The 12,905-nt window shown below is 30.5% G+C and carries 12 protein-coding genes; 9 read left to right on the forward strand and 3 right to left on the reverse strand.

Annotated features, from left to right (window positions below):
* Window positions 1–43 precede the first annotated feature (43 nt).
* Together Q4512_RS09385 and Q4512_RS09390 are read left to right on the forward strand one after the other, a co-directional pair.
* Complete coding sequence (locus Q4512_RS09385) at window positions 44–1,798, forward strand: ABC transporter ATP-binding protein (protein WP_303424022.1); 1,755 nt, start codon at window positions 44–46, stop codon at window positions 1,796–1,798.
* Between the two features lie 138 nt (window positions 1,799–1,936).
* Window positions 1,937–2,344: a PUR family DNA/RNA-binding protein gene (locus tag Q4512_RS09390; protein WP_303424023.1), complete on the forward strand. Its 408-nt coding sequence runs from the start codon at window positions 1,937–1,939 to the stop codon at window positions 2,342–2,344.
* Between the two features lie 154 nt (window positions 2,345–2,498).
* Here the strand turns inward: Q4512_RS09390 and Q4512_RS09395 are convergent, their stop codons facing one another.
* Genes Q4512_RS09395 through Q4512_RS09405 form a run of 3 tightly spaced genes read right to left on the reverse strand, consistent with a single transcriptional unit; the run spans window position 2,499 to window position 4,773 of the window.
* The gene (locus Q4512_RS09395; protein ID WP_303424024.1) at window positions 2,499–3,530 is read right to left on the reverse strand and encodes a lysophospholipid acyltransferase family protein; all 1,032 of its coding nucleotides are present in this window, start codon (window positions 3,528–3,530) and stop codon (window positions 2,499–2,501) included.
* Between the two features lie 5 nt (window positions 3,531–3,535).
* Window positions 3,536–4,435 (reverse strand): bile acid:sodium symporter family protein, encoded by a 900-nt coding sequence (locus tag Q4512_RS09400; protein ID WP_303424025.1) that lies wholly within the window; start codon window positions 4,433–4,435, stop codon window positions 3,536–3,538.
* A gap of 2 nt (window positions 4,436–4,437) precedes the next feature.
* Window positions 4,438–4,773 carry a tRNA-binding protein gene (locus Q4512_RS09405; RefSeq protein WP_303424026.1) on the reverse strand — a complete coding sequence of 112 codons (336 nt, stop codon included), beginning with the start codon at window positions 4,771–4,773 and terminating at the stop codon, window positions 4,438–4,440.
* A gap of 149 nt (window positions 4,774–4,922) precedes the next feature.
* Here Q4512_RS09405 and Q4512_RS09410 point away from each other — a divergent pair, with 149 nt between their 5' ends.
* The 7 genes from Q4512_RS09410 (at window position 4,923) to Q4512_RS09440 (ending at window position 11,783) form a co-directional block, all read left to right on the forward strand.
* On the forward strand, window positions 4,923–5,477 hold the full coding sequence (locus Q4512_RS09410) for a thioredoxin family protein (protein WP_303424027.1): 555 nt from the start codon (window positions 4,923–4,925) through the stop codon (window positions 5,475–5,477).
* A gap of 59 nt (window positions 5,478–5,536) precedes the next feature.
* Window positions 5,537–6,703: a tyrosine-type recombinase/integrase gene (locus Q4512_RS09415; RefSeq protein ID WP_303424028.1), complete on the forward strand. Its 1,167-nt coding sequence runs from the start codon at window positions 5,537–5,539 to the stop codon at window positions 6,701–6,703.
* A 799-nt stretch (window positions 6,704–7,502) separates the two neighbouring features.
* Entirely contained in the window at window positions 7,503–7,943 is a 441-nt protein-coding gene (locus Q4512_RS09420) for a thioredoxin family protein (RefSeq protein WP_129760253.1), read from the forward strand.
* Between the two features lie 40 nt (window positions 7,944–7,983).
* The gene (locus Q4512_RS09425) at window positions 7,984–8,925 is read left to right on the forward strand and encodes an FAD:protein FMN transferase (RefSeq protein ID WP_129760401.1); all 942 of its coding nucleotides are present in this window, start codon (window positions 7,984–7,986) and stop codon (window positions 8,923–8,925) included.
* Window positions 8,922–9,134: a DUF4266 domain-containing protein gene (locus tag Q4512_RS09430; protein ID WP_129760252.1), complete on the forward strand. Its 213-nt coding sequence runs from the start codon at window positions 8,922–8,924 to the stop codon at window positions 9,132–9,134. The genes Q4512_RS09425 and Q4512_RS09430 overlap by 4 nt, the downstream gene beginning before the upstream one ends.
* Window positions 9,135–9,147: 13 nt before the next feature.
* Window positions 9,148–10,461, forward strand: a complete 1,314-nt coding sequence (locus Q4512_RS09435; RefSeq protein ID WP_407941807.1) for a DUF3570 domain-containing protein — start codon at window positions 9,148–9,150, stop codon at window positions 10,459–10,461.
* Window positions 10,462–10,844: 383 nt separating this feature from the next.
* On the forward strand, window positions 10,845–11,783 hold the full coding sequence (locus Q4512_RS09440; protein WP_303424029.1) for a hypothetical protein: 939 nt from the start codon (window positions 10,845–10,847) through the stop codon (window positions 11,781–11,783).
* Window positions 11,784–12,905 lie beyond the last annotated feature (1,122 nt).

Here is a 12,905-nt window from a genome sequence, read left to right on the forward strand (position 1 = left end):
AATTATGAAATTGACAAAAACTAACAAAACACAATTTCTGTAAATGAAAGAATTACAGCATCTAAATAAGTACTTTTTAAAATATAAATTTAGTTTAATTTTTGGTATTTTAATAACTATAGCCTCAAAGATTTTTTTATTATACACTCCTCGGTTAATTAGAAAGTCTATTAATATAGTCGATGCATATAGAATAGGTACAACGTCAGATATTCAATTTGTTAAAGCCGAGCTATTAGAAAACATTTTATATATCATTGGTGCAGCATTAATTACAGGGATTCTTACCTTTTTTATGCGACAAACGTTAATTAATGTATCGCGTTATATTGAGTTTGATTTAAAAAATGAAGTATACCAACAATATCAAAAACTATCTCTCAATTTTTACAAAAAAAATAGAACTGGTGATTTAATGAACCGAATTAGTGAAGATGTTGGAAAAGTACGTATGTATGTAGGCCCTGCTATTATGTATAGTATAAACACGATTACACTTTTTATAATTGTTATTGGTTCCATGTATAGTCAATCCCCAAAATTAACTTTATACACATTAATTCCATTACCTATTTTATCTATAATTGTTTTTAAAGTTAGTAAAGAAATACACAAGAGAAGTACTATAGTACAAGAATATTTATCTAAACTTTCAACTTTTACACAAGAATCTTTTAGCGGAATCTCTATTATTAAAGCCTACGGTATGGAACCGCAAACCTTTACTAATTTTGATACACTTTCAACTTCTAGCAAAGAAAAACAATTACATTTAGTTAAAGTACAAGCCTTATTTTTTCCAACAATGATATTATTAATAGGGCTGAGTAATTTAATTGTTATTTACATTGGTGGAAAACAATATATAAATGGCGAAATTGAAAGCTTAGGAACCATTGCCGAATTTATTATTTATGTAAATATGCTAACTTGGCCAGTTGCAACTGTTGGTTGGGTAACCTCTATTATACAACAAGCTGAAGCCTCACAAAAACGCATCAATCATTTTTTAAAGATAGAACCTGAAATACAGAATAAGGTAAATGAAACCAGTATCATCGAAGGAAATATTTCATTTAAAAACGTATCCTTTACTTATGATGACACTAATATTGAAGCTTTAAAAGATGTAAGTTTTAACGTAAATGCAGGAGAAACATTAGCCATTATAGGAAAAACAGGTTCTGGGAAATCTACTATTTTAGATCTTATTGGAAGGCTTTACGATATAAAAAACGGCCAGTTATTAATTGATAATAAACCAATAGACCAAGTAAACCTTAATGATTTACGAAATAGCATTGGTTATGTTCCGCAAGACGCTTTTTTATTTAGCGATACCATTAACAACAATATTAAATTTGGTAAAGAAGACGCAACAGATGAAGAAGCAATTCAAGCGGCTAAAAATGCACAAGTTCACAAAAACATTACTGGGTTTACAAAGGGGTATGAAACCATTTTAGGGGAACGTGGCATTACACTTTCTGGCGGACAAAAACAGCGTGTATCTATAGCTAGAGCAATTCTTAAAGACCCACAAATATTATTATTTGACGATTGCCTTTCTGCTGTAGATACAGAAACCGAAGAAAAAATACTAAAAAGCTTAAACAAGCTCTCTAAAGGAAAAACCACGATTATTGTTAGTCATAGAATATCGTCTGCTAAAAATGCAAACAATATTATTGTATTAGACGATGGTAAAATTATACAAGAAGGATCACATGAACAATTAATAGATCAAGCTGGGTATTACAAAGACTTATACCTAAAGCAACTCTCTGAAAAAGTGTAGTAACCTCATTATTAACACCAACAATAACACACTGTACATTAGACGTTTAAAAAGATTTGTAACATTTAGTTGGTGGTTATGTATTTTTTTTTGATTTTTGAAGTTCTATTAATTAAACCTTAATATAAAAACAAGACTATGGAAACCAACGGAATGATGGAGAAAGAGGAAATTTATTCTAAAGTATTAAGAGCAGGACGACGCACTTATTTTTTTGATGTTAGAGCTACTAAAGCAGGAGATTATTACTTAACGGTAACAGAAAGTAAAAAGTTCACTAATGATGATGGTTCTTTTCATTATAAGAAACATAAAATTTATATTTATAAAGAAGATTTCTCTGAATTCAATAGTATTTTAGCAGAAATGACAGATTATATTATCGCCGAAAAAGGAGATGAAGTAATTAGCGAACGTCACCAAAAAGACTTTAAAAAAGAATATAATACAGATACTGTAACAGAAAGCACAGCAACTTCGCAAACAGATGCGCCTTCAGAAACTGTAGAAAGTAGATTTACAGATGTAGATTTTGATGATATTTAATATCTAAAAAACTTTTAAATTTTAAAACCGTTGCTTCTAGTAGCGGTTTTTTTGTTCCCTTATTTAACTAAATAGCGTTATATTTTAAAAAATAAAATTCGAAGCGCTTGACTTTCCTCTTAATTAAAGAAATTACTTCTTAGCTCGCAACGAATTAATACTTCACATAAAACAAAGCTAAAACAATAACTACCAATACATATAAAGCTGCTATTTGCCAGCTAAAGAAACTAGCTAAAAGGAATACTAGTACTAAAAGCCAGACCGGAAATAAGGTAATATAAAGAGCAAACCTAAAAGTAGCTACAAACTCTATTTCCTTAATTTTTGGCCTTGCATAATTTTTCCAAACAAAGAAAGGAATACTAAAATTTACTAAAAGCAGGTACTTTATAAACGTTTTTAAAAAGTTTGTTTTAGATGTTTCCTGTTTTGGGCAAGCATCAAAGTTAGAAGCAATACAATTATTTACTATTTCCGGTTTTAAAAAATCAACTTCTTTAGCTTCTAGTCTCTTTATAATTTCCTCGTAATTAGTTGCAGGAATATGTGTCGTTAATTTACAAATAGCTTGATGCACATCGTTTTTAAGCGCATTTATGGCTTGGTTTTTATCTGTAGTCACATAGTTTTTTGCAGCAATAGGCTTTCCAAAGAAAACAGAAGTACTATCTGGAAAAGCATCTGCTTGCAAATAATTAATTCCTACAGGAACAATTTGCAAATCGACTTCAGGGTACTTCTCTAAAGTTTCAAAAATAATTCGGGTAAACCCTTTGCTTAAAGGTCTAACGGTTCGGTTAATATGATGATTTCCTTCTGGAAAAATAACGACAGCTTTATTCTGTTTTAAAATATTTGTACATGTAGAAAATATTGAATTATTATTACTAATACTACTCCAACCGTCTCGAATTCTATAAACAGGAAGCATTTGCAGACTCCTCAAAACCTTATCAATAATAGGTTTATTAAATACGGAAGCTCTGGTTAGAAAGTAACAAAATCTTCCAGACTTTGCTGCAATTAATAAAGGATCAATAAGCGCATTTTGATGGTTGCTTAAAAATAGAACAGGCTTATTTTTTGGTACATTATGTACATTATACACTTTAAAACTCTTGTAGTAAAAAAAGAGTCCGATTCTAATGTAAGTTCGTATAAAATGTAACCAAAGTAGTTTCAAATCTGTTATTTTTTAGAATTTGCAGACCAATAAAAAGATAAGCATAAACCAGAAACAATATGCCAAATCCCCCAAAAGGCTGCAATTAAAGCCATTCCACCCAATCCGTTAAAAAACGTAAAAATAAGTAATAAGCCCAAACCTGAGTTTTGAATTCCTGTTTCTATTGCTAATGTTTTTTGATTCTTGAAGGATAAACCAAATGCTTTTGCAAGAAAAAAACCTAAAGCTAGTGCAATTATATTGTGACTAATTCCTAACAATAATACTTTATCGATGTAGGCATTAAAAATATCTAAATTATTTGAAAACGCAATAACCACAATAGCGACGAAAACAATAATAGAAAATGGTTTTAATATTTTAGAAAGTTTTTTCGCTAGTTCTGGCATTTTACTTCGCAAGTACATTCCTAATAATAACGGAATTCCTAAAATGAGTAATACTAGTTTCACTAGATCTAAAAAATTTAATTCTACATTTTGTAAAAGTTGTGCTGTAGGTTGGTATAAGTTTCCATAAAACTGAAAATTTAAAGGTGTTAAAAACATAGCCAAAAAAGTTGCAAATGCTGTTAAACTTACCGAAAGCGCTGTATTTCCTTTTGCAAGATGCGTCATGAAGTTCGATATATTTCCGCCAGGACAAGCAGCAACCATCATCATACCAAGTGCGATACTTGCTTGAGGTTTAATAAGCAAAATAAAAAGATAGGTAATAAAAGGTAGCAATACAAATTGTGATACAATACCGAGTAAGACTACTTTTGGTTGCTTAAATAATTGTTTAAAATCGTTTACCGTTACACCAAGGGCAACGCCAAACATAACGACTGCTAATGCTAGATTTAAAACCCAAAGACCGTTAGCATCAAAATTAATTTTTACATTGTCTAATTCTAGCATATTTATGAGACAGTCGTTCCGTTTTTAACTTTGTTTTCCGGGTTTAATAAAATTACATCTTTATTTTTTACAGCACCAAGTACCAAACATTCGCTCATTAGTTTACCTATCTGTTTTTTTTCAAAATTAACAACAGCAACAATTTGCTTGTTAAGTAAATCTTCTTTTTTGTATAAGGTAGTAATTTGGGCTGAAGACTTTTTAATTCCTAAATCTCCAAAATCAATGCTAAGAATATATGCTGGATTTCTGGCTTCCGGAAAATCTTGAACTTCTATAATGGTTCCTACACGTAGATCTACTTTGCTAAAATCTTCAAAAGTTATGGGTTGTGTCATTTTATTTCGTTAGAGAGGCTTAATATATTGATTTTTTACTACTAATAGTTGTGAATAAAAAAAATAATTTCAGATAAATTGAAACATCCTTTCTTATTGTTTTCCGCTTTTATTGTTATCTTATTCCTTTATTTTAAAAACCAATAAAAATGGCAAGAACTCCATCTAACATGCTTCCTTTAGGAACAAAAGCACCAGATTTTAAATTACTAGATACTGTTTCTAAAGCATACTTAACCCTTCAGCAATTAAAAGGAAAACAAGCAACAGTAATTATGTTTATATGCAACCATTGCCCTTTTGTTATTCATGTAAACCCTGCTTTGGTAGAAATAGCTAAAAAATACGAAGCACAAGGTATTCATTTTATTGCAATTTCTAGTAATGATGCAGAAAACTATCCGCAGGATGCTCCAGAAAAAATGACAACACACGCTAAAAAAAACGGCTATCCGTTTTCGTATTTATATGATAAAACACAAGACGTTGCTAAAGCCTACGACGCTGCATGCACACCAGATTTTTATGTTTTCAACTCCGAATTAAACTTAGTTTATCGAGGACAGTTAGACGATTCAAGACCTGGAAATGGCGTAGCTGTTTCAGGATTAGATTTACGACATGCTTTAGATTGTATTTTAAGTAAAACAGAAAACGAGAAACTACAAAAACCAAGTATTGGTTGTAATATAAAATGGAAGTAAATCCATTTGCTTTTGTGTGGTATATTTTCTATATTTATAGGTCGATTTTTAAATAAACTATGCAAAATACAATCATTACACTAAAGCCTAAATACCATCATAAAGAGGAGCAAATTTTAATTTGTTTTCCATATGATGAAGCTGCTATCCAATTAGTAAGAACAATTGCTGGTAGAAAATGGAGTAAAAGTTTACAAAGCTGGTATGTAAAACGTTCATCAGAATCGTTAGAAACTATAAAAAAAGTACTACATAAGTATATAATTGATGATTCTATTCTTAAAAATAGTACACCTATAAAAACATATCACTATTCAACTTTACTTACCAAAGATCAAAAAAAAATATTAAATGGGTTTTATAAATATTTAAAAGGAAAAAGATATAGTCAAAGTACTTTAAACACCTATACTTTTTTAACAGCAGATTTTTTAGCGTACTACCACAAAGAAGAAATAAATGGTTTAAGCAATAGACATGTAGAGCTTTATATTGAAGATATCTATATAAAAAGGCAATATTCTATTAGTAAACAGCGTCAATTTATTAGTGCTTTAAAGCTTTTTAAACGTTATTACCCAAATATTTCAATAGAAGAACTACTACTTGTTAGACCTAAAAGAGATAAAAAATTACCAACCGTTTTATCTTTAGAGGAAGTAATTAAAATAATAAGTGTTACAAAAAACCTAAAGCATCGTGCTATAATTGCATTAATATATTCTTGTGGGTTGCGCATTAGCGAATTAATAAATTTAGAACTAAGTCATATTGATATAGAGCGAAGACAACTAACAATAAAAAATGCAAAAGGAAGAAAAGATCGTTATGTAATAATAGCAGATAGTTTTTTACCATTACTACACAATTATCTAAATACTTATAAGCCAAAAATATATTTTGCTGAAGGCCAAAAAAATGAGAATAAATACAGTCCTGAAAGCATACGAGCATTTTTAAACAAAAACTGTAAGTTAGCACAAATAAAAAAAAGAGTAACACCACACACACTTAGACATAGTTATGCTACACATTTATTAGAACAAGGAACAGACATACGATACATTCAAGCATTATTAGGGCATTCGAAACCGGAAACCACTATGATATATACTCATGTAGCAAAGAAAGATTTACTTGCAATAGCAAGTCCATTAGACCATGCTGTAAAGCAAATTATGGAAACCCGTAAACAGCAGGGAAAAGTTGGGATATCCAGAACGTAAGAACCAAAAAATGTTATATTTGTTAGGATATAACCAGTTGTAAATTATTTAAAAAAACAAAGAAATAGGGATTCTAAGCGAAAAAAATATTGAGATTTAAGAGCGTATAAAGTAGAAGTGAAAATGGCAAATATGATGCAAACTGACTTTACAATCTGACCGAAAATGTTACGGAAATTGACCTAAAAAATGTTAGCTTGTATTGCCAAAATGACTCAAAACAGTATGAGTTGGAATTGCCAAACGGAACAGAAATATTAGCGGAATTTGACTTTACAAACTGACCACAAATATTGCGCAAACTGACTTCATAAAATGAACATAGGAACCTGAGAAAAAACAATTCACAACAGTAGCTATAGTTAATGCTTAGGCTTGCGATTTGGGCGAAGGTTGGTGTGTATTTGGAATGTCACCAAAATCATTCTGATTTTGTATTAATTCAAAAAAAAAGGTAAAACAAAACATAATGTTTTTGGCTTGTGTTAACCGTTTAACTTTTGTAATTTTAAAAACAGCACTAACCATAGCCGCAACGTTGTGCATAATGCGAAAATCGTGCTAAAATTTAACATTTGAACAAAAAAAGCCAACCCACAAACAGCACATTTGTTTTTTTTTCAACACATAAGCCAACTCTGAAAAAACAAAAGAGCAGTTTATTTGCCAACGCTCAAATTGATGCTAATATTAAACTGAAAAAAAAATGAGTTGTTCATAACAAAAAAACAATATATTCGTTAAATAGGTATTGTCTAGTTGTTGACAATCTCATTTATCAATAATAAATAATAATAAAATGAAAAAAGTTATTGCGGCATTAATTGTAATGATTGTAAGTATAAATACAATAATTGCTCAAGAATGGCAAACAGATATTAACGTTGCAAAAGAAATTGCATCAAAAGAAAGTAAACCCATAATATTAGTATTTCAAGGTTCAGATTGGTGTGCACCTTGTATTAAACTTGACAGAGAAATTTGGAGCACAGAAACTTTTAAAAAGTATGCAAAAGATAATTATGTTATGCTAAAGGCAGATTTTCCTAGAAGAAAGAAAAACATATTGTCAGAAAAACAAACAAAAGCGAATGCATTACTTGCAGAAAAATACAATAAACAAGGTTTTTTTCCTTTTGTTGTAGTACTTGACTCTAATGGCCAAGTGTTAGGAGAAAGTAGTTATAAAAAGACTACACCAGAAAATTATATTAAAGAATTAAACGCTTTTACAAAGTAATTTGAAACATATAATCACTTTATTATTTTTATTCTCAATAATGGGTTGTACAGCACAACAACCATATAAGAGAACACTCAAATTAATGGGTAGTCGATTTGACATTACTGTTGTTGCAAACGATTCTATAAAAGCAAACATATATATCGATACTGCTGTTGCAGAAATATCAAGAATTGAAAATTTAATTTCATCTTGGGATAATACTTCTCAAACATCCGAAATTAATCGCAATGCAGGAATTAAACCTGTGAAAGTTGACAAAGAATTGTTTGATTTAATTGAAAGAGCAATAGGCATTTCAAAATTGACTGATGGTGCTTTTGACATTAGCTATGCTTCAATGGACAGAATTTGGAAGTTTGATGGCAGTATGGCCAAAATGCCTTCAAAAGAGGAAATAACAGCTTCAGTAGAAAAAGTTGGCTATCAAAACATAGTTTTAGATAAAATGAATAGTACAATCTTTCTTAAATTAGAAGGAATGAAAATAGGTTTTGGTGCTATTGGAAAAGGATATGCAGCTGATATGGCAAAAAATCTACTTATTTCAAAAGGTGTACCTTCTGGAATTATTAATGCTTCTGGAGATATGAATACTTGGGGAAAACAACCTAATGGTAATGAATGGAAAGTAGCCATCACAAATCCAATGGATAAAAATAAAGTCTTTGCATTATTACCAATTACAAATGGAGCTGTAGTTACTTCTGGAAATTATGAAAAATATGTAAATTTTAATGGCAAACGATACACACATATTATTGACCCAAGAACTGGATATCCTTCTACCGGAATTATAAGTGTAACCGTATTTGCACCAAAAGCAGAATTGGCAGATGCACTTGCAACTTCAGTATTTGTTATGGGAAAAGAAGCTGGTTTAGACCGCATTAATCAATTACCAAAAATAGAATGTATTATCATTGATGATAAAGGAAATATCACGAAATCAAAGAATATAGAAATAGATAAGTTATGATTAAAAAATTTATATGTGCTACATTAATTACTACTTGTCTTAGTAGTTGCGTTGTAGTTAAAGAATACGAAAAAGTAAATATAAATGACCCAGATATGGCATTGGCAGACAAGAAAGCTGACCGAAATGTTTCCACGATGCATTCATATCGTGAAGCTGCTGTAGGAGCAAATGGAGGGAAAACTGGAGGAGGCTGTGGCTGTAACTAATAAAACAAGAAAGTTGAAAAAATTTATTTTGATATTATGCGTATTTGCTTTTGTTAAATCTTATTCGCAAACAGAACAAGACTCGACAAAAGTTTATAAAAAACGTGTATTAGAAACTACAGAAGTAGATTTTCTAACAAGTTACTACTCGCAAGATGGAGATAATGCTGCGGTAAGTGGCGGAATAGGCACTGAAGAATTAACAGATGTTACAGGAACCTTTGTAGTTTCAATACCTTTAAATGATGATGATGTTCTAACCATTGACGCTGGAGTTTCTGCTTACACATCAGCATCTTCAAGTAACGTTGGACCTTTTGATGATGGGCCAGCAGACCCATTTCAAGCATCTTCTGGCGCATCAAGTAGCGACCTTTGGGCAAATTTAACAGGAAGTTATAGTCATAGTTCTGACGATAGAAATGATATTTGGTCTGCAAAAATATCTATTTCATCAGAATACGATTATTTTTCAGCTGGTGTTGGTGGTAGTTACACAAAATTATTTAATGAAAAGAATACAGAATTAAGTGTAAATGCAAATGTTTATATTGATACTTGGAACGCCATTTACCCAACCGAATTAAGACCATTCGGAGAAAATGGCAATGGTTTAAATGATAATTTGTTTACTCAAAATACAATTACAGGAAACACAAATTACAATCCTAGATTTAGTGAATTTAAAGATGAAGGTCGTAATTCTTATTCTTTAGGATTTGGCTTCTCTCAAATTCTTCATAAAAATGTGCAAGGTTCTTTAGCACTAGATTTTGTAAAACAAGATGGATTATTATCTACACCATTTCAAAGAGTTTATTTTAGCGATGTTGCAGATTCATTCATAGATAATTTTCAACTTGCAGATGCAGTTGAGCGTTTACCAGATTCAAGATTTAAAGTAGCTGTTGGTGGTCGTTTAAATTGGTATTTAAATGAAACATTTACAGTAAGAACATTCTATCGCTATTATTTTGATGATTGGGGAATATCTTCACATACTGCAAGTATTGAAGTGCCAATTAAAATTACTGATAAGTTTACTTTGTATCCATCTTACAGATTTTATAATCAAACAGCAGCCGATTATTTTAGACCTTATGAAAGTACTTTATCTACCGATGACTTTTATACTTCTGATTATGACCTTTCCGAATATTCTGCTAACCAAATTGGTTTTGGAGTGTCGTACACAGATATTTTCGCAAAGGCACATATTTGGAAACTAGGTCTAAAAAGTATTGACTTAAAATTTTATCAGTACGATAGAGATACATCTTTTAGTTCTAATATTGTTACAGCAGGATTTAAGTTTGTAATGGATTAATGGAAATTTGTTTGTTTCAAGCCAACACTAAAAAGCCATACACATTTGCAATTCGCATCATCCAACACTACACCAAAAATTGCAAAAGAGTATGTCTCGCCAACGCACACATTAGAACTAAATAACAAACATCGGAAAACCAAGCTGAATTTGAAAAGCACTATGCACAACAACGTATATGGCTCATAGCTAATTAGTTGCTTAATTCAAAGTTAAGGCATATTTGAAAAGTCGCCAAATTTTTAAATTTGACGATTTCCAATAAATAAGATAAATAGTAAAATTTAAAAATCTGGCTTGTGCTCAATCCGAAAATAATTTCATAATTTGCACGCTACGAGCCATATACAAAACCGTTGTAACCAATTTGAGAAAAACTTAAGATGAATAGATTAGCATTTATATTCTCAATTTTATTATTGATTTCTTGTCACAAGGAAAATCAACCTGAGCTAACTATAAATTCTACACACATAAAATACTTTGGATTTACATTGATTGATACCTATTGGGATGACCCAACCGATAATCAAACAAAAACAAATTATATTGACGAAGTATATGAGTTCTCTAATATTGCTGACATTTTAGTCGTAAACCCAACAGATAACATTGTTGCAAGAATGGACGAAATGAATAATTTACAAGTAAAAAGTATATTACATATTTCGGAGATATTTTTTGAATTAATAGGTAACTCAAGCCCTTCTGGAGTAGAATATGGTTTGAGAGCTGACTTTCAAGTAAGATGGAACGAATTTATTAGTATTAATAATTTACAAGTCAATCAAAGTTTAATTCAGACTTTCTACATTGGGGAAGAACCAACTTGGAATGGAATATCGTTTTCTGAACTAAAATCAGCAACCGACTATATTAAGTCAACTTTACCTGATGTCCCGATAATGATAATTGAAGCTTATCCTGCAGTTGACCAACTTCAAATCCCAAATTCTGTAGATTGGATTGGATTTGACCATTATTTTATTAAAGACCCAAAAACAAATACCGATTATTTAAACGAATTAAATACTTTAAAATCAAAGTTTTCTAATAATGACCAAAAACTAGTAATTGTTATGGACACTCATTTTATGAGTTCATTTCACGAAGATATTGGTGGAATAGAATTAAACGAAATGCTCGAAGTAACTAACAGTTATTATGAATTGGCAAAATCGGAACCTAAAACAATTGCTATCATTGGTTATTTTTGGCCAAGTGGTTTTGATTTACCGAATTCTATAGGAGCACGAAATATGCCACAAACTATTAAACAAAATTATATCCGAATAGGAAAACAAATAACAAACAAGGAATAAAAACTGGTTACAACACCGTGTATAATTAATTGCTTTGGCAAGTGCTTATTTGGAAAATTCCTTCGGAATTTTCTCGCGTTCGTTTTTGTTTACTAAATTAGTTGCTGAAACACGCAACTAACCATACACAACAACGTTACAAACAAGTACTCCGAAATTGTAACTCCAAACGAAATTGAGTTACTAAAGTTTAAACTTCGGAACTTGTTCTCACTCAAACTCTGAATATCGCGATTTTTTTTGAATTTTAAAGAAGTATTTTCCAAAACAACCAAATAAGTTTTTCAAAATTTACAGAATCGGAATCTCACTCGCTCGGAATTTCTTACTCTAACGGATTTTGAGCTTGTTTGCGGAATATTTAACTCTTATAGCTTATTCTGATTACTCAAACTCGCTTAATGTGATTACTCGAACTTCAACGCTCTTTATCTAATCGTGATTACTCAAATGTGTCGTACCAGTTTATAACAACGTGTATATTTTATTGCTAGTTCTAGCCTACTTACGAAAATCCTCGCGGATTTTCTATTCGGTTTTTATTTGCTAACTTAGTTGCTTAAACACGCAACAAAGCATACACAAAACCGTTAGCATTCATATTTTCTTTAGATTTTCAAAAACGAAAATTCAGGTAATATGAAATTAAAATTTTTAATAAACTTTTTTTAGTTCATTACCATTTATACATTTTTTTCCCACAAGCTTTTAAGATTAATTAGGAAAAGATAGCCTGAAATGCTGAACGTAAATAAATCCATAGCTCCGATTTATGGATTTTACTCAAGAAACTTTTAAGATTAATAGAATGAAATAACCTGAAATATTAAACGGATAATTAATTCTTAGCTTCGATTCATGGATTTGTAACAAGAAACTTTTGAGATCAAAAGAATAAAAAACTCTGAAATACGGAACGGAAATATTAAACTTGAAATACGGAACGCAAAAATAATTCCTAGCTTCGGTTCATGGATTTTACCCAAGAAACTTTTAAAATTAAAAGAATGAAATAACTTGAAATGCTGAATGTAAAATGCTTAATAAAACTAAACCATACGTAATGCTAACAACGTGTATATTTTATTGCTAGTTCTCGCCTACTTACGAAAATCCTCGCGG

Source organism: Oceanihabitans sp. 2_MG-2023, assembly GCF_030547245.1.
GTDB lineage: Bacteria > Bacteroidota > Bacteroidia > Flavobacteriales > Flavobacteriaceae > Oceanihabitans.

What these genes read in the sequence shown, in the direction of transcription:
- Q4512_RS09420 (WP_129760253.1), top strand. Translation starts at nt 7,503, where the DNA reads ATGAAAAAAGTTATTGCGGCATTAATTGTAATGATTGTAAGTATAAAT.
- Q4512_RS09405 (WP_303424026.1), bottom strand. Translation starts at nt 4,773, where the DNA reads ATGACACAACCCATAACTTTTGAAGATTTTAGCAAAGTAGATCTACGT.
- Q4512_RS09385 (WP_303424022.1), top strand. Translation starts at nt 44, where the DNA reads ATGAAAGAATTACAGCATCTAAATAAGTACTTTTTAAAATATAAATTT.
- Q4512_RS09390 (WP_303424023.1), top strand. Translation starts at nt 1,937, where the DNA reads ATGGAAACCAACGGAATGATGGAGAAAGAGGAAATTTATTCTAAAGTA.
- Q4512_RS09400 (WP_303424025.1), bottom strand. Translation starts at nt 4,435, where the DNA reads ATGCTAGAATTAGACAATGTAAAAATTAATTTTGATGCTAACGGTCTT.
- Q4512_RS09425 (WP_129760401.1), top strand. Translation starts at nt 7,984, where the DNA reads ATGGGTTGTACAGCACAACAACCATATAAGAGAACACTCAAATTAATG.
- Q4512_RS09415 (WP_303424028.1), top strand. Translation starts at nt 5,537, where the DNA reads ATGCAAAATACAATCATTACACTAAAGCCTAAATACCATCATAAAGAG.
- Q4512_RS09410 (WP_303424027.1), top strand. Translation starts at nt 4,923, where the DNA reads ATGGCAAGAACTCCATCTAACATGCTTCCTTTAGGAACAAAAGCACCA.
- Q4512_RS09430 (WP_129760252.1), top strand. Translation starts at nt 8,922, where the DNA reads ATGATTAAAAAATTTATATGTGCTACATTAATTACTACTTGTCTTAGT.
- Q4512_RS09440 (WP_303424029.1), top strand. Translation starts at nt 10,845, where the DNA reads ATGAATAGATTAGCATTTATATTCTCAATTTTATTATTGATTTCTTGT.